Origin of the sequence: Bradyrhizobium sp. CB82 (genome assembly GCF_029714405.1) — a bacterium.
Lineage (GTDB): Bacteria > Pseudomonadota > Alphaproteobacteria > Rhizobiales > Xanthobacteraceae > Bradyrhizobium.
Window position 1 is genome coordinate 1,229,886 of the sequence record NZ_CP121650.1, and the last position, 19,166, is coordinate 1,249,051.

The following is a 19,166-nucleotide window of genomic DNA, read 5'->3' on the forward strand; positions in this document are numbered from 1 at the left end:
TGTCATTACGTTATCCACAGCTGTTACGTATTTTCGGGTGCTTTCTGCGCGCGAATCCGCCAGCCGCACGCTCGTCTGCCGGCCTCTCGCTTGCGCCGAGCCATCCTTAACGAGGTCGCAATCCGCGCGGCGCATTCATGAATCCAAAACCAAACGCCAGCTTTCGGAGGTCGCAGTGAGATTCCGTTAAGCGCGATCGGCGCATTGTTCCACGCAAGAATACGGGGATGGTCATGGACGAACGGCAGAAGCCAAACCAAGGGGGCGGGGCAAGGCGCGTCGCGCGGTCGCCATGCTGAACGTACCGACAATCTGGACGGTGTTCGTCACCAACTTCCTCGCGCTGGGTCTGATCTGGGCCTACGTGGTGCGCGCCTATCCCAAGCTCGAGGCGGCGCGGTTCTGGACTGCATCTGCCCTCGTTGGTGCGGGCGGCGCCTCGACCGCAATCTTCCGACTGTTCGTCGACTCGCTCCTGCCGCTTCTGGCCGGTGGGCTCGGCGTGATCCTTGCCGCGTGCCTCGCGGCCATGGGCATCCACCGCTTCTATGATCGGCCGGTCTCCTGGCGCGGAACGGCCCTGATCGCGGGGCTCAGCCTCACCGCGATCGCCCTTTTCGCGTTTGTCTATCCGAGCATGCAGTTGCGCGTGCTGTGCTTCTCGCTGGGAGCGTCGGTGCCGCTTGCACTGACTTTGAAATTGCTGTGGTCGCAGCAGGACGATCGGGTCAATCCGGGAGCGCGGCTTGCCGGCCTCGTCATCATCACGATCATTGGGATCTTCGCCGTGCGGGTCATCGGCAACGCGCTCGGCGGAGACTTCTCCGTGCTGGCCGGCGGCCAGGCCCATTCGATGCTGGTGCTGGCCTCGTTGTTCCTGTCGATGACGCTCAATTTCGGCTTCCTGTTGATGGCGATGGACCGCCTGCGCAACGAGGTCGCCGATCTCGCGCTGCTCGACGACCTCACCGGCGTCGCCAACCGGCGGCACCTGCTGCAGCGCCTCACCGAGGAATGCGCGCGCTCGGAGCGCCGCGGCGAGCCGTTCTCGCTGCTGGTCATCGATCTCGACGGCTTCAAGACCATCAACGACACCCATGGACACGCCGCAGGCGATGCCTGTCTGCAGCATTTCACCCTGATGGCGCAGACGCGCCTCAGGCCCGGCGACATGCTCGCCCGCACTGGCGGCGACGAGTTCTGCATCGTGCTGCCGTCCTCGACCATGACCGAGGGGGCGCTCATTGCCCGCCGCGTGCTCGAGGTCTGCCGCAGGGACGCCGAAACCTGCTCGACAGGCGAGATTCCGATCGCGGTCTCGATCGGGGTCGCGCAGTGGGAGCGCGGCATCGGTCAATTTCCCGACCGGCTGATAGCGAACGCCGACCATGCGCTCTATGCCGCCAAGAAAAGCGGCAAGAACAATTTCGCGGTCTACGATCCGGCGCCGCCGCTCCAGCCGGACGCGCCGCAACTGCCAACCGAAGCGGCACCCAGGTTCGCGTAACGCATGCTAGGGTGGCGACGTAACGGACCGCCTCGCCTCATGTTGTCCCGCCCTCTCGCGGCGCTGCTCGCCGCGTTTGCACTGCTCGCTCCGGCCGCCGCAACCGATCCCGACCTCGCGAGAATAGCGCGGGCGTCGGGCGCGCCGACGATTCCCGGCCTGAACATGGTTTGGCTCGCGCCCTGGGGCGATGTCACCGCTGCCCATGCCTGGCGCAACATCATCGTGCACCAGACCGAAGGGCCGGCGGGATCGGCCCGCATGGGGGCGCTGGCGCAATCTAAGAACCCGACGCGGCGCGGCGTCACGATATGGGTCGAGACCGACGGCACGGTCTATTGGGCCGTCCCTGAGAGCCTCGTGCCGACCCATGGCGATGGCGCCAACCGCAACGACAACGCCTTCATCGACAACTCCGCAACCTACCATCAGGTCGTGCGGGACAACTCGATCGGTGTCGAGTTCGCCGGCAATTTTCCGGATGTGACGACCGGGCCGACCGAGGCGCAGGTTGCGGCGTGGCGCATCCTCGTTCGCGTCCTGCGGACGCGCTACGCGATCCCGCTCGACCACGTCTATGCGCACAACTGGATCGACTTCAAGGACGGACGCTACTGCGAAGGCTGCTGGCTCGCGACGCTCGCACGGGTGTGGGGAGAATGACTGCCACCGCCGCTGTCATCGCCCGGCTTGACCGGGCGATCCAGTACTCCGAGACGGTCGTGATTGAATCGATAAGCTGCGGCGTACTGGATGCCCCGGTCCCCGCTCCGCCAAGGCTTCGCCGGGCTTTCGGTGTTGGGGCGGCGAAGCGTTAGCGAAGACGGCAAGCCGGGGCATGACACCAAGATGGTGGTCGCGTTCTAGCAAAACAAAAAAGCCGGCGTTACCGCCGGCCTTTCTGTCTTATGGATCCGCCAATGTCTGGCGCTGAAAAAGTTCGCGCTTAGTGCGCGGCTTCCAGCGCTGCTTGTTCCTGCTTCGCGATCGTGCCCTTGACCGCGGCCTGCACCTTCTCGAAGGCACGGACCTCGATCTGGCGGACGCGCTCGCGCGACACGCCGAACTCGGCGGCGAGGTCTTCCAGCGTCATCGGCTCGTCCGCAAGGCGCCGCGCCTCGAAGATGCGGCGTTCGCGCGGATTGAGCACGCCCATGGCACCGTTCAGGGCGTCACGGCGATGATCGTATTCCTCGTGTTCGGCCATCAAGGCTTCCTGGTTGGGCGAGGTGTCGACCAGCCAGTCCTGCCATTCGCCGGCCTCGCCGTCGTCGCGGATCGGCGCGTTCAGCGACGCGTCGCCACCAAGGCGGCGGTTCATGTCGATGACGTCCTGAGCCGTGACGCCGAGGCGGTTCGCGATCAGCTTCACCTGGTCGGGGTGCAGATCACCCTCGTCCAGCGCCGAGATCTTGCTCTTCGCCTTGCGCAGATTGAAGAACAGCTTCTTCTGGTTCGCGGTGGTGCCCATCTTCACGAGCGACCAGGAACGCAGGATGTACTCTTGAATCGACGCCTTGATCCACCACATGGCGTACGTGGCGAGACGAAAACCCTTCTCGGGCTCGAATCGCTTCACCGCCTGCATCAGGCCGACATTGCCTTCCGAGACGACCTCGGAGATCGGCAGGCCGTAGCCGCGATAGCCCATGGCGATCTTGGCCACGAGCCGCAGGTGGCTGGTGACGAGTTGATGCGCCGCGTCCCGATCGTCATGCTCGCGCCAACGCTTGGCGAGCATGTACTCCTGCTGGGGTTCCAGCATGGGGAACTTACGGATCTCGGCGAGATAACGGGAAAGGCCGGATTCTCCATTCAGAACCGGCAATGTAGCTGCACGGGCCATACTTGCGCCCTCCAAAGGTTCAGGCCCCCGATAGCGGCGGGCCAGGCAGACGACCGCTTGGTTAAAGCCGGCCGGACTGCGATGTTCCGCGTCGATCTTTCAACGCAGGCGCAATATACCCCATCGGGGGTCATTTAGGGAAGGATTACTGACGTCACGTCCCCGTGTGGCTGCCATAACTTTTTGTAATGTAAAGCCTTTCTGAAGCAGCCTGCGTCATAGCGCCGCTTTCAGCCTCCCCTCCAGGAGAAGCAAATCCTCCGGCAGCGGCTGTTCCCAGTGCAGGAGTTCTCCGCTCCGCGGGTGCTCAATTACCAGCAGATAGGCGTGCAAGGCCTGCCGGCCAAGGGCGGCGAGGGCGCCCTGCGATTCCGGCCCGAGTTGGTTCGCCTTGGTCTTGAAGTGAGGGCCATAGACGGCATCCCCCAGCAGGGGGTGGCCGATATGGGCAAGATGGACGCGGATCTGGTGGGTCCGGCCGGTCTCGAGCTCGCAGGCGAGCAGCGAGGCCACCGGCTTGCCGTCGCGCCCCGAAAAGCTCTCGAGAATCTCCCAATGCGTCAGCGCTTGGCGGCCGTTTTGCCGGACCGCCATCTTCTCTCGCGCGTGCGGGTGACGGTCGATCGGCGCGTCGACCGTACCGCGCTGCCGGTTCGGCACACCCCAGGCAAAGGCGAGATAGCCACGCCGCATCTCACCCGTGCGGCCATGGTCGGCGAATTGCGCCGACAGGGACTGATGGGCGAGGTCGTTCTTGGCGACCACCATCAGCCCGGTCGTGTCCTTGTCCAGCCGGTGCACGATGCCGGGCCGGCGCACCCCGCCGACACCGGACAGCGAGGTGCCGCAATGGGCGATCAGCGCGTTTACCAGCGTGCCGGTCTCATGCCCGGCCGCCGGATGCACGACCAGGCCGGCCGGTTTGTTGATGACGACGATGTCGTCGTCCTCGAACACGATATCGAGCGCGATATCCTCGGCCTTGGGCTCGGCGGGAGCGGCTTCCGGCACGTCGATTGTGATCGTATCGCCGGGGGCGACGTGATAAGCGGGGTCGCGGATCGCGGTGGCCTTGAGGCTCACCGCGCCCGCCAGAATCAGGGTTTTCAGCCTTGATCGCGATATGTCCGGCAGGCGCGCGGCCAGCACGCGGTCGAGCCGGGCCGAGCCCTCGTCGCCCGCGACGATGACCTCCAACCTCTGTGCTGAACTCGAGTTTTGCATGACGACCGAAACCGCTGTTCCCGAACCGACCCCCGAGCAGGCCGCGCTGTTCGCGCGGGTGCGGCGGATGATGCTGATCGCGGGGTTGACCACGGCGCTGGCGATCTGCGCCGTCCTGATCGCGGTGGGCTACCGCCTTTTCAAGTCCGAGGGAAGGGCAGCCGAGGTGGCCAGCGAAGTGACCGCAACCCTGCCGAGGGGCGCCAAGATCGTCGCAACCGGGGTCGCGGGCGATCGGCTGGTCATAACGCTCGACGTCGGCGGCGTCACCGAGATCCGCACCTTCGACGTCCACACCTTGAAACCGGCCGGAAAGCTGAAATTTGCCAACGAGCCGTAAGGCAACCTCGGCGTTTCCGCGCTCTGAATGGCTGGTGGGGTCCAAAGCAATCCCAGTCGTCATCCCCGGGCGCGAAGCGCGAGCGCGGGATGTATGACCACTGGATTTGGTTGGCCAAGCAAGATCGACGCCCCGGATTTGCCGCAACAATCACCATTCGGGGTAATGGCTCCTGGCTTTCGCCAGGACGCTCCTCGAAAGGAGCGCCATTTCCGTCCCCGAAACCCGGCGATCCCCGCTTGCCGCCGGCGGAATTCGCGGCTATGTCCTGTCCCTCACGCTCCCTTCGTCTAGCGGTTAGGACGCGGCCCTCTCAAGGCTGAAACAGGGGTTCGATTCCCCTAGGGAGCGCCATGTCTTTTTGGGCTACGCGCGCCTTTTTTCCTTCCTTCGATCGATTATTTCGCCCGCAGGGGTAAGTCTGTGGCATTGGCGATCAACATCGGGGCCGATAACGGCTCGGCAGACGAGATCGAACGCCTGTGGGACCAGGTCGGCGCGTTCGAGGTCGAGCCGTCAATGCGTGCGCTTGGCTACCGGCCGCATTTTACGTTCAGATTTACGACGAGCCCGCGATCGACGCACCGATCGCATGGGATGCGATGCTCAAGGCCGTCGCCGGTCAGGCGCCGTTGCTTATCGAGTTCAGACGCATTCGGTGGTTCGAAGGCAGCCCACTCGTGCTCTGGGCGGAGCCAACGCCGAATGACGTCCTCGCGCGGTTGCACGGCTCGATCAGCGCCATCATTGATCCCGTACACTGCCGTCCTCATTACCGGCCGGGAGTGTGGACCCCGCACTGCACGCTCGGCATGCGCATCGCCGACCAACGCCGCGATGGCGCCATTGCGTTTGCGCGATCGTTCGAAGCCCTGCAGCCGGTTGCCGGGCGGCGCAGACAAATGCTGAGGTTTGCAGAACGCACACCTGTGCAGATGACACCCACATGGCAAGAACTTCTTCGACGGCATCGACAGGGCTTGGGTCATCCGCCATCACGACCGGCGCCGGCAATAGCTTTGCTCGTGCTTTGAGCTGCTACGACGCGCTGAGTCGTCCCGTGCAGGTTGCCACCACGATCGATGGGCGATCTACATGATGGGCGCGACTTACGATGCCAACAGCCGGCTGTCGCAAGTCAGTTGTCCCTCCGGCTTTGCCGTCAGCTACAGCTACAATGTCATCGGCTACGCCAACCAAGGTCCGCGGATTATCGAGAGATCCGCCGCGAGCACCATGATCGCTTCCGAGCTTTATCGTTCGGAATCGCCCTTCGCTGATCTCCCGATAAATCGACAAACGGCTGATGCCGCAAAGTTCGTGCGTCTCTTTTACCGAGTATGCAAAAAAAGTTGGTCATGTTCTGGCTCTCGATCAGGATCGATAAGAGGATGCGCGAGATTTTGCGCCAATTAGCCTCCGCTGCCCACTTCTTCGAGCGGGCCATGCGCAAATAATCAGTCTTCGGTCGGTTGGGGAGAAATCGCAACACGACTCGCGAAGGGCGGCATGCTGTCTTCTGCGTCGCGGGGGTGCTGCCTGTGACGCCGTGCCGCCTCTGTAGTTACAGAGCCGCCCAACGTGGTTATCGGATGTTGGACCGAGCAATCACTTGGAAAAACGGGCTTAATAGCGCCACAATCTAAAGTAGAGGAAAATTAGCTTATCATAATTGACAACCTTAAATTGTTTATGACAGATGCGTGACGCTTGCGAAGCCGCTAGCGGCTGAGGAGCGGTTGTTAAACTGTTGCCGTCACCGAGTGTGGCGTTCGCTTGAGGATCACATGACCATCGATGAGCAGATAACCGGCCACATCAATAGCATGAAGCTGGCGAATACGATGAAGGCAGTAGACTCGTTTGCCAGCAAGCATGTCGCTGTCATTGACAATATTATCCCACCGCAGTTGTTCGAGGAATTGCGAGACGAGGCGAGAGCCTTGCTGCGGACGGAAGCGAGACGGCGTGAAACGACGATCAAAGAGAGTGGAAATACACCCCGGGCTTACCTGAGTGTTGGCCGGGATGTGCTCGCAAAGTCGTCGCGCATAATCCCTAAGATCTTTGCTAACGAAACGTTGCGCGAATTCCTCTCCAACGTCGCAGGAGAGGCGCTTGAACGAGTTCCGTATCAACCGGAAGAGTATATTCTCAATAGCCAATCAACTACCGGCGACACGCACGGCTGGCATTGGGATGACTATACTTATGCGCTGATCATGGTGATTGATGCGCCGGATCCGCTTCTTGGTGGCCGAATTGAATATCTGCCGAATGTAGAATGGCAGCGAGATAACACGGAGGCCTACCTTAGGGACGTGTTGTCGCGACGTCAGATCGAATCCATTCATGTCGGAGCGGGCCAGACATACTTCATGAAATCCAATACAACTCTGCACCGTGTGGCGCCGTTGGCGGGGTCCACCACGCGCTCGGTTGTAGTGTTCACTTATGCCTCCGCGTCAGACATGGTCTCTGACAGCATCACGCACACTTCAATGGAAGCCTTGTATCCCGAGGCGAGCGCGGCTCTAGCGTAGAATCTGGTGTTGAGCCGCCGTCGTACTGGCGGCGGCGCAATGTTGTTTGTCGGATCCTCCATATGTCACCTTCTCCGCAACCTGATGATGGCGTTAGGGGTAGCCAAGCTGGTGCGGCCGCACACTTCGGTCGAGCCCTCTTAGAGCCCTTTGGTTTCGCGCTTTCGGAATGTGAACTGTTGCAGAGCGCCGAAAATGATACTTTCAGAGTCATGCTGCGATCGTCCGACCGCAATATTGCAGACGACAGCGGATTTCTGTTGCGCATCCATGGCTATCAAACCGCCGAGTCTGTCGACGAGGAATGTGAGTGGTTGGAGTACGTTAGGGCTGTTACCCCTGTGCGGGTACCGGAGCCATACCGATTGTTTAGTGATGGCTGGGCCGGAGTGGTAGGCGTCGCCGGCCCTCGTGCTGGGCGCGCTTTCTCCCTGCTTCGCTGGGTGCCAGGGACGGCAATGGATGGCAGTAGGCCGAATGGCGCAGAATTTCGGCGGTTGGGAGAACTCACGGCGCGCCTACATGTGGCAGCTCGAAGCTGGCCCTCAGCCAAGCTGGCTGGTCGGCCTACTTGGGACGCGGCCGGTTTGTTCCTCGGAGTAAATGGATTTGGTTGTATCGATAGTGCGGGATGGAAGGCCATTCCCTCGCATTGCGATCGGCAATTTCGATGGACTGTCAGATATTTGACTCAGTTGCTTGAGGGCCTGCGTGGTAGCCCTGATGCGATGGGACTAATCCATGGGGACATGCATTTCGGAAACGCCATTGACATGGAAGACTCCCTCGCCATCATCGATTTCGATGACTGCGGCACCGGCTTCTTGGTCTACGACATTGCATCCTCGCTACGCCCTTGGCGCTTCGACATTGATTGGCCAACACTCAAGTCTGTCTACTGCCGAGGGTACGAATCTGTGTGCGAACTCCCGATAGGTATCGAGTTGCTGGATGCATTCATCGTTGCACGTCATCTGGCGACTACGCTTTGGGCCGCAAGTCGATGCGAGACCTGCCCGGCGCTTGCCCAGACCTTGCCGGCGCGACTAGCCGCTACTGCGAACGCCATCGCGGCGCTGCTGCCCGTTGACACAACAATCGAAGCGCCGAGCGGCTCGGAGGTGGCCGGACTATGAGCAGTGTGCCTTTGAATTCGCTGCTCAGTCGGCATGAAGGTAGAAGGGGCTTTGTGATCGGCACCGGAATGTCGGTCTCGATTCTTCTCGACCAGTTCGGATACGACGCAAACAATCTGAGACAGGAAGTGGTCGTAGGTTGCAAGCAAGTACATCGAAGAGTTCCGCTGACTTATTGGCTGTCCATGGACTTGCCGTTCTTCGAGCGAGAACATGTTGCGATTGCAAGCAGTCCGTTTGTCAAGTTTGCCCCCGTGGGGGCGGGCCGGGTCGGCGCCCAGCGTGTTCCAGGATTGATCGAGCTGGCAGGCGAACACTCGGGGCCGAGGCCGACTGTGCCGGAGACGTTCAATGACCTGGCGTTGGCCGAAGATACGGGTCTCGTTGCGCTCCAGATCGCGTACCTGCTTGGCCTTAATCCTATCTACGTTATTGGACTTGGAGATCGCATCCACGAAGGGCGAATGCACTTTCATGACGAATCACGTCGGCCGTTGACGCATACCGTGGCCGACAGCATGGGGAAGGCAGTTGTAGACTTCGTCAGAAGCCTCCAAACAGTCGGGGTCGCCGTTCGATCGTGTTCACCAATCTCAGTGCTAAACGAGGTGGCGCCCTACGTTGATATTCGATCGATTTCCTCTCCGGGGGGAAGCAAGTCATGAAGGCGGTGATGCTTGCAGCCGGTCGGGGTAGTCGATTGAATTCCATTACGGATGCTTGTCCGAAAAGCCTTGTGGACGTGGGAGGCACGCCCCTCCTTTTGCGAACTCTGGAGGCCCTGAAGCGCAGCTCCGTTTCGGAGGTGGTCGTGATCGTCGGCTATCTTCATGAGCAAATGAGCCGAGCCATTCGCGAGCGCTTTGACGAAGAATTCTGCCGGATTGTCCGAAACCCCGACTACTCAAGGGGGAGTGGATCATCGTTGCGGTGCGCGGCCGACCATCTTGACGAAGATGTTTTGCTGATGGAGGCAGATCTTCTTCTCGATCGTCGCGCCATCGGGCGGATGCTTCAGGTGGAGAATGGTCTTGCAATGGGGCGCTTCCAGCAGGGTGGTCGAGAGGGCAAGATCACAGCGAAGGAGGGGATCATTACGCGGATGGAATGGGGGGACCAATCTACACCAGCGAGCGGGGATTGGGTCGGGTTAACAAAGCTCTCGGGGAACGCTGCATCCTTCTTGAGGCGGCGCCTTAGAGAAACCGAGGCGATGGTGGAGGAGGAGTTCCAATACTACACGACCTACGTCTTCGAGTTGGTGGACCAGTTCGAATTTAGGGCTGTCGATATCGACGATCTGGCTTGGATCGAGATTGACAACGAGGGCGATCTGAGCCGGGCGCGGCGACATGTTGCGCCGTGCATCGACTCCGCAGTCGAGAATTGAATTGCAGGGCTTGGCCGGCTCAATTGCATCTCGACCACACAACATGCCGTATAAGAGATCTCCTAGACAATGACGAGGCTACAAACGTCGATCGAAAACGCGGATATGCAATGCACGCTTGCCCGTCATTTGGATGCGTCCGTCATTGAGGGCGTTGGCAGGTATTTGCGTGCCGCGGGGCTGGGCGACGCGATCGATTTTGAGCGGAGAATGCAATTCGATCGCTTCGAGCCCTGGATGTGTGGAGCATCGACGCAGGAAGGGGCCGCCGCATCGCTCTATGAAACACTGCACTGCGGGCGCGCCTCTCGTTCCGCCTACATTCCGCCCCCTCAGCTGAACGCGCTAAGCGAATGCAATCTCGCTCAGTTCAGCGATGGCGAGATGCTGCCCGGACGATGGCGTCTGTCGCATTTCAGAAATCTATTCTGCGCGTCAGATGTTGCTCCAAGCCGAGCTTCGCAAGTCTATGTCGGGGACGACTCTTTGCTATTTTCCCGCTTTCTCCTTTCGCAGCCGCGAATGGATCGCGGCCTGGATATTGGTTCCGGCAGCGGACTTTCCACAGTCGCCCTAGCTCAAAATTGCAGGGACGTGGTCGGCATTGATGTCGTCGCAGAATGCTCAGACGCCGGGTATCTTACAGCGGGCCTTAATGGGGTGAGTTCGCGTTGCTCCTTCTTGGCAAGCGCAGTGGAGGAATTTACGCCACAAACCAGATTCGACATAGTGGCTGCAAATCCGCCCGGAGTCCCCGTGCCCGCTGGTATCACCTATAGTCCGGCCGGAAACGGCGGCAAGGATGGTACAGTGAACGTCCTGCGCTTTCTTGAGGCTGGAGCGGAGTTTTGCCGAGGAGATGGCATGCTCGCGATGCGCTTCCAATCGGTTGGAAACGATCGTGAAATCTTTGCTATACGAACAATCGCCGATCTAGCGCGAGCGAGGCGTTGGGACGTCGAGTTCTTCACCGACATTTTGGTGCCGATAGAAGTTCGAACCGCGCTGACGGTTCGCAATGCGCAGTCGCTCAATCCCGAAATTCCAAAGGACACGCTTCTTGGGCGCCTTGACCAAGAAATGAAGCACCTGGGTGCAACAACGTATAGTTCATCGTCGTTGCGCGTTCGGTTGGGAGGGAGTGGCCAAGTGACGAGCCAGGCTTGCCACACGGGCTTGTCACTGGATGCGCGAATCCGTAATCGGCGATCCGTCCTTACACGGTCTGACATCGATTCTACGCTTCAGAAATTCATTGTGGCAATCGGAAACATGCCGGGAATTTATTGGCGACTGGCTGATTGGACCGAACTTACGAAAATGATTCGGGAGTTCGAAACAGTTTGCCAATCAATCGTCGGAGCAGAATCTCCCCGCGAAGCGTTAGCACTAGTCTATCCCCATTCTCTGAGCGGCCCGTACGTCCGCCCCCGCGCACTCGCGATTCCGTTCTTGGCAGCGGTTCAGTCATTGTGTCTCACGGGGGCCATCAAGATCGAGAGGGAAATACATGCAGCTTCCCATTAGGATCGTCACGGACAATCCGCTCGACCCACAGGTGAGGCAGATGATTGCCGAAAGCGACGAGTACTACTCTGACCTATATCCGGCGGAGAGCAATCACCTTTTCGATCCGGTTTCCCTCTGTGCACCTAACATCTCATTCTACGCGGCCCGTAGGGGGGAGGACATAGTTGGTTTCGGCGCGGTCGTCGCGATGGATGGATACGGCGAAATAAAGCGAATGTTCGTCGACCCGAAGGCTCGTGGAGAAGGAGTGGGACGGCGCCTTTTGGAGGAAATAGAGCGCCGCGCTGTGGCGCTAGGGCTGCCGGTGTTGCGCCTTGAGACTGGGGTTCGGCAACCGGAGGCGATCTCACTTTATCGGACGCATGGCTTTCACGAGATTGCGCCATTCGGAGATTACAAAATAGATCCGCTCAGTTTGTTTATGGAAAAGAACTTGCCGACGCAAATGGCGATTAGCTGACGAGATATGGAAGTCGCTCGTTCCACTCATGCAAATCCGGCCAGAGCTATGGCAAGTCTGCCCACTAATGACATTTGTGCCGCTTCTAGACTCGCCGACCATCTCAGCGGTCGCCAAGCTTCGCTTACGGACCTTCGTCGGGCACTGCACGCCTGTCCGGAGTTGGGGTACAAGGAGGTTCAGACGGCCTCAACGATCGCGGAACAGCTGCGGGCGATCGGGGTAGACGAAATTCACCAGGGCATCGCCGGAACGGGTATTGTCGGGGTCCTACGCGGTGAAGAGGGCGATGGGCCTGTCGTCGGATTGAGAGCCGAACTAGATGCTCTAGCCATGGAAGAAGCGAACGAGTTCTCGTGGCGGTCGAAGAGGCCGGGCGTAATGCATGCTTGTGGTCACGATGGACATATGGCTGCTCTGGTGGGAGCGATGGATTACCTAGCCAAACACCGACAGTTCTCGGGCAAGATCTGCGCGATATTTCAGCCGGCAGAAGAGGGGGGCGCGGGAGCCAAAGCCATGATAGATGAGGGGCTGCTAGAGCGGTTCGCACTCTCGAGCGTTTATTCCATTCACAATGCACCATGGGTTCCGTTTGGCGAAGTTGTCGCGAATGCTGGACCAATGATGGCGGCGGCCGACCGATTGGAAATTCTCGTTGAGGGGGCCGGCGGCCATGGCGGGATACCGCACAAGGGCACCGACGCGATCCTCGCCGCGGCAGCAGTTATCCAGTCTGTGCAGAGCATTGTTTCCCGCAATATCGATCCGCTCGATGCTGCGGTTATCAGTTTTGGGGGAATTTCGGCCGGGAGCATGGAACAGTATAACGTCCTTCCCGGATGTGTTCGAATCATTGGTACCGTGAGGACATTCCGGCCAGAGATCCAAGATCTGATCGAGGATCTACTCCACCGTACCGCCGCGAACACTGCGTCCGCATTCGGCGCAAAGGCGAGCGTGAAATTTACGCGCCGTTATCCAGCGACCGTCAACGCTCGGGAAAAGGCCCAAATCGTATTGGGAGTAGCCGAGAGCCTCTTTGGAAGTCAAAGGACTCACACGGATTTGCCACCTAGCACAGCTGGCGAAGACTTTGCGTTCATGCTGCAGGCGGTGCCCGGCGCCTACATTTGGCTCGGACAGGGCAACGGAGAGCAGCCAGAGAGTCTCCATAGCCCACGCTATGATTTTGATGATCGCTTAATTGTGCCCGCGGCAGCGCTCTTTGTACGCCTAGCCGAGAAGGAGCTTGAGGCTCGGCGAGCGTAGCCCTTGCACGGAAGATCTTTCAAAACATCGACCGTCAAGCCGATTGCCCGAGCGATGGCCGTTGCCTCAACGCAAACAGCCAAGATTAATGAGATGCCGCGGCCAAGGCGCAGTTGAGGATGTGAGGTTTGGGATGACAATGTACCTAGGGACTTTGGCTAGCATTGCTCTGATGCAGCTGCTAGGCGCAGCAAGTCCAGGGCCCAACTTTTTCATTGTTACGAGCTATTCGTTAGCCGGATCGCTGAGACGCGGCCTATTGGCTGTAGCCGGCATTCTGGCCGGTTCTCTGTGTTGGGCCCTGTTGGCCGCAGCCGGCCTGGGTGTGCTGGTGACCGCGATGCCTTCGCTTTATGCCGCCCTTCGAATTGCAGGCGCAGCTTACCTGATCTGGGTTGGGGTAAAGATGCTATTTGGTACTAGCCGATCCCGAAGCGGCGCGTCCAAACTTGAAACAATCGACACGGATTGGCAGGTGGTTCGTGCGGGCTTCTTGACAAACATGGCAAATCCAAAGTCAATCGCGTACTACTCAAGCATATTCGTAGCAGTATTTCCTGCCGATCCGCCAACTTGGTTGTTCTGGGCCGCAGTGAGCACTGCGGTGACGGTCTCAGCAGTGTGGTGGATTTCGGTGGCAGCCCTGTTTTCGCTTGTGCCAGTGCGCCGCGCGTATGAACGATTCAAAGCCAAGATCAATACCATCCTTGGGATAGCGTTGATCTGTCTCGGCCTTCGCATGGCCATTTTTCGCTGATGCTGCATCGGACGATGCACGCCGAGTGATAGCGGCTGCATACGCAACTGACATTCAGTTGAGATAGCGCTAGCGGGAGCATTGCCTAACTAGGGGCGGCGTGTTTTTGTCGGCATCCGCGCTTTTCGAGGCTCTCGGCTGAGCGCATGCTGCAAATGCCCCCGATCTCCGCGGAATTCTTTGCAAGCGTCCCAGTCAGCCGGCGCGCTGACCAGTAGGTCTTGGTCGCGTTACAGAAATTATAACGATATTTCAAATGACAAACGAGTTCGCAGTTTTATTCTGAATGGCGCGCCAAGATCAGCCGACCATTTCGATCGAATGCAGCGCGCACCGGTCGCGCAATGCATGCTCCGTGGCTTTCGCTTCGAAGGCGTGCCAGCGATCGATCGCGCCTCGTCTGCGAGCAGGGCTCTGAATTTCGGGTAGGTACCCCGCCTGCCGAAGAAATAGCGGACGTCGTCGAAATCGGCTGGTAGGAACTGGCGAGCAAAATCCAGTACGAGCGGCTTGCCCAGGCCGAGCTTACGTTTGTCCGGAAGCGCGACATATTTCTCCTCGTCGTTGATGTCGTCCGGCAGTTCGTCGTTCATCTCGGCTGCGTCCGGAAAATCGGTTTAATAGTAGATTTTTTCCGGTCCGCTTGCAGACGAAAAACGGTAAATTCTCCCAAGTTGCTGCCGGTGTTGGCGAACTCGAAGGCCTCGACAATGTCTTGGATACTTAGTGGCATGGCTTTTGGCTGCAGCCCGATTAGGTGTCATACGGATCCAGATCCCGGATATGATCCGTGATCCCAACCAGCCCCGTTCAACGGGCAATCCGCCCTTCCATTCAATGCGAATCGTAAGAATGCTCCGATCATGATGCTGGCGCCTGTTCTCACCCCGCGTGGTTTGCTGGTTCTCAGGGAGACGGGGGCCGCGCCTGGGGTGGAGTCCGAAGCGCATCCTCGGCTGGCAGAAGCATTTCTGCGGGGACCCGGACATGGGCTGTTGCGCCTGGGCGCCGATGAAGTCGAGACGCCTCTACCTCCGGTGTTGTCGTATTGGCGTGAGTTCGGAGCTCGCTACGTAACTGCGCTATGTGCCGTTTCCGGTATCGCAGATCGGTCTACCAAGCCGCCAGTTGCAGTTCCGGTCGATAGCGAACTGGACCACATGGTAGCGGCCGTTCCGCCCATGATGGGCGGCGAATACCTGACGGCGGATTTGCTGTCCAATCTTTGGCGAGACATGGATGCAGCGTTTGATGCCGAACTGGCTGACGCCAGGCTCTCCGTGCAGGAGTTCCTCAGCGGCCGACATCCCGCCTGGAACCTGATCGGCCGCGTCCATTTCAATCTCGCCGAGAACAGGCAGGACGAAGTTGCCCCGTTTGCGTTCCTGGTAACCTACACGACCCGGCTTTCGGCCGAAGCCAAGGCCCAACATGTGCCTCTCGGCAAGGCCTTGCAGGAATATGCCGGTGCGAGAAATCGCGAGCGCTTGCTGTCGCTATTGCAGCCCATCCAGCGCGCCGCCGAGCATTGCGCCTGGCTGAAGGTTATGGTCGACGCGGGCGAGATCTTTCATCCGTTGCGCTGGAGCCCGCAGCAGGCGCTGCAATTCCTGAAAGACGTGCCCACGCTAGAAAGTGCCGGGGTTGCGGTGCGGATGCCGGCGAGTTGGCGTCTGAACCGTCCTGCGCATGCGCAAGTCAAGGCGACGATCGGGGGGCGAGCGCCATCCCAGATGGGGATGGATGCGTTGCTCGATTTCCGAATGGAAGTGACGCTCGACGGTGAAAAGCTTTCGGCGGCCGAAATCAAGCGGCTGCTTGCCCAGTCCGACGGGCTGGTCTTGGTCCGCGGCAAATGGGTCGAGGTTGACCATGAGCGTCTGCGCCGGACTCTCGATGAATTCGAAGCGGCCGAACGGCGTGCCGCCAACGACGGCCTGTCGTTCGGCGAGGCAATGCGCATGCTGGCTGGCGCCAACATCGCCGAGAAGGATTCCAGTGGACAATCGGATGTCGACTGGAGCCAGACCGTGGCGGGTCCCTGGCTGGCAGAGACATTGGCGGCCTTACGCCGCCCCGATGGGCTTGCTCGGATCGATCCTGGTAAATCTCTTCAAGGCTCCCTGCGCTCGTATCAGCTGGCGGGCGTCCAATGGCTTTACTTGCTCACTCAGCTCAGGCTTGGCGCCTGCCTTGCCGACGACATGGGTCTCGGCAAGACAATCCAGGTTCTATCGCTTCTGCTCGTGCTGAAGAGTGAGACCAAAGGCAGCCGACGGCCATGTCTTCTGGTGGCCCCGGCTTCGCTGCTCGCCAATTGGCTTTCGGAAATTGCCCGGTTTGCGCCGGACTTCAAGGCGCGCGTGGCCCACCCATCGGCTGCACCAGCCGAGCAGTTGAGCGCGAACGATGCGGGGAATCCAGACGCAGACCTGGTGATCACCAGCTACGGATTTCTGGCGCGCTCGCCTTGGCTGACGACCGTGCCGTGGCGATTGGTCGTGCTTGACGAGGCGCAGGCTATCAAGAATTCGGCCGCCAAGCAGGCCAAGATGGTCAAGCAACTCCAGGCCGATACGCGCATTGCACTGACGGGCACCCCCATCGAGAATCACCTCGGCGACCTCTGGTCGATCTTCGACTTCATCAATCCCGGGCTGTTGGGATCTTCAAGGCAGTTTTCGTCCTTCGTCAAAGGCCTCGCCGATCGGCCGCATAACCCCTATGGCCCACTCCGCGACCTGGTGCGACCCTATATCTTGAGACGTCTGAAAACCGACAAGAGCGTCATTGCCGATTTGCCCGACAAGACCGAGGTGAATGCCTTTTGCTCCCTGAGCCGCAAGCAGGCAGCGCTCTACCAGCAAGCGGTGGAGGAGTTGGCGCGGCGCCTTGAGGACGTTGACGGGATGCAGCGAAAAGGCCTGGTGCTCGCCATTCTGATGCGGCTGAAACAGATCTGTAACCATCCGTCGCAATGGCTAGGCGATGGGGCGTGGACTGAGCAGGACAGCGGCAAATTCGAGCGGCTGCGTGACATCGCGGAGGTCATGGCCGCCCGGCAGGAGAAAGCATTGATCTTCACCCAGTTCAAGGAGACGACAGCCCCACTGGCGGCGTTCCTGGGTTCCATTTTCGGGCGGGCAGGTCTCGTCCTGCATGGCGAAACCGAGGTCAAGAAGCGCAAGGACCTCGTGCGCCAGTTCCAGGACGACGAAAATGTCCCGTTCTTCGTGCTCTCTCTCAAGGCGGGCGGTGCAGGGCTTAATCTCACCGCCGCCTCGCATGTCGTTCATTTCGACAGGTGGTGGAACCCGGCCGTCGAAAACCAGGCGACAGATAGGGCCTTCCGAATCGGGCAGACCAAGAATGTCCTTGTGCATAAATTCATCTGCAGGGGCACCGTGGAGGACAAGATCGATAAGTTGATCGAATCCAAGAAGCAGCTTGCCGGGGATTTGCTCGGCTCCGCACCGGACGTTGTGTTGACCGAGATGAAGGATGATGAACTGCTGAAACTCATGGCCCTCGATCTGAACGCAGCAACAAGGGAAGCGCCCGGATGAGCGATTTTGATTGGCCCGCCTATGTACCTGTGGCCGAAAAGCGGCGTCTGGCAGAACGAGAGCTGGCCAAGCTTCGGAAACGAGGGCAATCGATTGCTCCCGTGACAATCGAGGGCCGCACGATTGCAAAGACCTTCTGGGGCAAGTCGTGGTGCATCAACCTTGAACGCTATAGCGACTATGCGAGCCGTGTGCCGCGTGGCCGAACCTATGTCCGCAATGGTTCTGTTCTGGACCTGAAGATTGCAAGGGGGGAGGTCGCGGCGATGGTTGCGGGCTCTTCGCTCTACAAAGTCAGGATCGCGATTGCGCCGGTGAAGGCGACGTGCTGGAAGGCCATCTGTCGGGACTGCGGGGGCGCGATCGACTCCCTAGTCGAATTGCTGCAGGGCCGTCTGGCCAAGGGGATCATGGACCGGGTCTGCCGGGAGGGCGACGGCCTGTTTCCGTCGCCCAAAGAGATCAAGCTGTTCTGTAGCTGTCCGGACGGGGCAGACATGTGCAAGCACGTTGCGGCGGCTCTCTATGGCGTTGGCGCCAGACTCGACGAGAGGCCCGAACTTCTTTTCGTTCTGCGAGGCGTGGACGAGAAGGAGTTGCTCGCGAGTGCCGGACAAGACCTGGTGCGAACCAAAGCAGTGCCCGACACCGCCAAGCTGCTTGATGACGGCGATGTCGCTGCGCTGTTCGGACTGGAGATGGCCGAATCCACGGCTTTCGATGCCCACGCTTCCCCAGCGCCAAAGCGGCCCCGGGGGTCAGGGACATCGAGAGGGAACGAGGGGCCTGTCGTGACAAACGTATCTGCGGCGAAGAAAAGTAAACCATCTCCTGCGGCCCGGAAAAAGTCAGGACGCAAGGCAAGCTCTGCCAGCACCGTGAAGGGAGGCGCGCGACGCGGGTCTTAGCATTCGGCGGAACGCACGCCTGCCAGCTGCGGCACCGAGGGGGCCGCATCTTCCCGTCCAGCGAATATCGCCTCTTTGTCGCCGCCCCAGACTCGTATTGATCGATTGTTCTGCCCGCAGAGGTTAAGTCTGTGACACTGGCGATCAATATCCGGGCTGATATCGGCTCGGCAGACGAGATCGAACGCCTGTGGGACCAGGTCGGCGCGTTCGAGGTCGAGCCGTCAATGCGCGCGCTTGGCTACCGGCCGCATTTTATGTTCGCGATTTACGACGAGCCCGCGATCGACGCACCGATCCATGGGATGCGATGCTCAAGGCCGTCGCCGGTCAGGCGCCGTTGCTTATCGAGTTCAGACGCATTCGGTGGTTCGAAGGCAGCCCACTCGTGCTCTGGGCGGAGCCAACGCCGAATGACGTCCTCGCGCCGTTGCACGGCTCGATCAGCGCCGTCATTGATCCCGCACACTGCCGTCCTCATTACCGGCCGGGAGTGTGGACCCCGCACTGCACGCTCGGCATGCGCATCGCCGACCAACGCCGCGATGGCGCCATTGCCTTTGCACGGTCGTTCGACCGAAGAATCGAAGTGCTGTTCGATGTCGCGGACTGCGTCGCTTTTCCACCGGTGCGGATCGTTTCCGAGCAGAGATTGTCGCCGTAGCTTGCGGGATAAGTAGCGCGCAA

General features: G+C 59.9%; 18 protein-coding genes and 1 tRNA gene. 16 read left to right on the forward strand and 3 right to left on the reverse strand.

What is annotated here, in order from left to right:
- Nucleotides 1–292: 292 nt before the first annotated feature.
- A complete protein-coding gene (locus QA640_RS05870) occupies nucleotides 293–1,507 on the forward strand; it encodes a GGDEF domain-containing protein (protein WP_283039800.1) in 1,215 nt (404 codons plus the stop codon).
- 39 nt (nucleotides 1,508–1,546) lie between these two features.
- Nucleotides 1,547–2,170 (forward strand): peptidoglycan recognition family protein, encoded by a 624-nt coding sequence (locus QA640_RS05875; RefSeq protein ID WP_283039801.1) that lies wholly within the window; start codon nucleotides 1,547–1,549, stop codon nucleotides 2,168–2,170.
- Between the two features lie 283 nt (nucleotides 2,171–2,453).
- On the opposite strand, the gene rpoH is transcribed toward QA640_RS05875, so the two are convergent.
- Entirely contained in the window at nucleotides 2,454–3,353 is a 900-nt protein-coding gene (gene rpoH / locus QA640_RS05880) for an RNA polymerase sigma factor RpoH (RefSeq protein ID WP_283039802.1), read from the reverse strand.
- Nucleotides 3,354–3,569: 216 nt separating this feature from the next.
- Complete coding sequence (locus tag QA640_RS05885) at nucleotides 3,570–4,577, reverse strand: RluA family pseudouridine synthase (RefSeq protein ID WP_283039803.1); 1,008 nt, start codon at nucleotides 4,575–4,577, stop codon at nucleotides 3,570–3,572.
- Between QA640_RS05885 and QA640_RS05890 the strand changes: the two genes are divergently transcribed.
- The 11 genes from QA640_RS05890 (at nucleotide 4,576) to QA640_RS05940 (ending at nucleotide 14,005) form a co-directional block, all read left to right on the forward strand.
- Nucleotides 4,576–4,917 carry a hypothetical protein gene (locus QA640_RS05890; protein WP_283039804.1) on the forward strand — a complete coding sequence of 114 codons (342 nt, stop codon included), beginning with the start codon at nucleotides 4,576–4,578 and terminating at the stop codon, nucleotides 4,915–4,917. The two genes, QA640_RS05885 and QA640_RS05890, sit on opposite strands and share 2 nt — an antisense overlap.
- 279 nt (nucleotides 4,918–5,196) lie before the next feature.
- A tRNA-Glu gene (locus tag QA640_RS05895) sits at nucleotides 5,197–5,271 on the forward strand.
- A 248-nt stretch (nucleotides 5,272–5,519) separates the two neighbouring features.
- On the forward strand, nucleotides 5,520–5,951 hold the full coding sequence (locus tag QA640_RS05900) for a 2'-5' RNA ligase family protein (RefSeq protein WP_283039805.1): 432 nt from the start codon (nucleotides 5,520–5,522) through the stop codon (nucleotides 5,949–5,951).
- Between the two features lie 753 nt (nucleotides 5,952–6,704).
- Nucleotides 6,705–7,460: a hypothetical protein gene (locus QA640_RS05905; RefSeq protein WP_283039806.1), complete on the forward strand. Its 756-nt coding sequence runs from the start codon at nucleotides 6,705–6,707 to the stop codon at nucleotides 7,458–7,460.
- A 62-nt stretch (nucleotides 7,461–7,522) separates the two neighbouring features.
- On the forward strand, nucleotides 7,523–8,596 hold the full coding sequence (locus tag QA640_RS05910; protein WP_283039807.1) for a phosphotransferase: 1,074 nt from the start codon (nucleotides 7,523–7,525) through the stop codon (nucleotides 8,594–8,596).
- Nucleotides 8,593–9,261, forward strand: coding sequence for a hypothetical protein (locus tag QA640_RS05915; protein ID WP_283039808.1), 669 nt, complete (start codon nucleotides 8,593–8,595; stop codon nucleotides 9,259–9,261). The genes QA640_RS05910 and QA640_RS05915 overlap by 4 nt, the downstream gene beginning before the upstream one ends.
- Nucleotides 9,258–9,986, forward strand: coding sequence for a phosphocholine cytidylyltransferase family protein (locus QA640_RS05920; protein ID WP_283039809.1), 729 nt, complete (start codon nucleotides 9,258–9,260; stop codon nucleotides 9,984–9,986). The genes QA640_RS05915 and QA640_RS05920 overlap by 4 nt, the downstream gene beginning before the upstream one ends.
- 69 nt (nucleotides 9,987–10,055) lie before the next feature.
- Nucleotides 10,056–11,513, forward strand: coding sequence for a methyltransferase (locus QA640_RS05925; RefSeq protein ID WP_283039810.1), 1,458 nt, complete (start codon nucleotides 10,056–10,058; stop codon nucleotides 11,511–11,513).
- On the forward strand, nucleotides 11,497–11,976 hold the full coding sequence (locus QA640_RS05930; RefSeq protein WP_283039811.1) for a GNAT family N-acetyltransferase: 480 nt from the start codon (nucleotides 11,497–11,499) through the stop codon (nucleotides 11,974–11,976). The genes QA640_RS05925 and QA640_RS05930 overlap by 17 nt, the downstream gene beginning before the upstream one ends.
- Before the next feature lie 48 nt (nucleotides 11,977–12,024).
- A complete protein-coding gene (locus QA640_RS05935) occupies nucleotides 12,025–13,248 on the forward strand; it encodes an amidohydrolase (protein WP_283039812.1) in 1,224 nt (407 codons plus the stop codon).
- 133 nt (nucleotides 13,249–13,381) lie between these two features.
- A complete protein-coding gene (locus QA640_RS05940) occupies nucleotides 13,382–14,005 on the forward strand; it encodes a LysE family transporter (RefSeq protein ID WP_283039813.1) in 624 nt (207 codons plus the stop codon).
- A gap of 239 nt (nucleotides 14,006–14,244) precedes the next feature.
- Here QA640_RS05940 and QA640_RS05945 read toward each other — a convergent pair whose 3' ends face one another.
- Complete coding sequence (locus QA640_RS05945) at nucleotides 14,245–14,598, reverse strand: hypothetical protein (protein ID WP_283039814.1); 354 nt, start codon at nucleotides 14,596–14,598, stop codon at nucleotides 14,245–14,247.
- Nucleotides 14,599–14,868: 270 nt separating this feature from the next.
- On the opposite strand from QA640_RS05945, the gene QA640_RS05950 reads away from it, so the two are divergent.
- The 3 genes from QA640_RS05950 to QA640_RS05960 all read left to right on the forward strand — a co-directional run bounded on the left by QA640_RS05950 (nucleotide 14,869) and on the right by QA640_RS05960 (nucleotide 19,143).
- Nucleotides 14,869–17,571: a DEAD/DEAH box helicase gene (locus QA640_RS05950; RefSeq protein ID WP_283039815.1), complete on the forward strand. Its 2,703-nt coding sequence runs from the start codon at nucleotides 14,869–14,871 to the stop codon at nucleotides 17,569–17,571.
- Between the two features lie 29 nt (nucleotides 17,572–17,600).
- Nucleotides 17,601–18,479, forward strand: a complete 879-nt coding sequence (locus QA640_RS05955) for an SWIM zinc finger family protein (RefSeq protein ID WP_283039816.1) — start codon at nucleotides 17,601–17,603, stop codon at nucleotides 18,477–18,479.
- Nucleotides 18,480–18,789: 310 nt separating this feature from the next.
- Nucleotides 18,790–19,143: a 2'-5' RNA ligase family protein gene (locus tag QA640_RS05960; RefSeq protein WP_283039817.1), complete on the forward strand. Its 354-nt coding sequence runs from the start codon at nucleotides 18,790–18,792 to the stop codon at nucleotides 19,141–19,143.
- The last annotated feature ends 23 nt before the right edge of the window (nucleotides 19,144–19,166 follow it).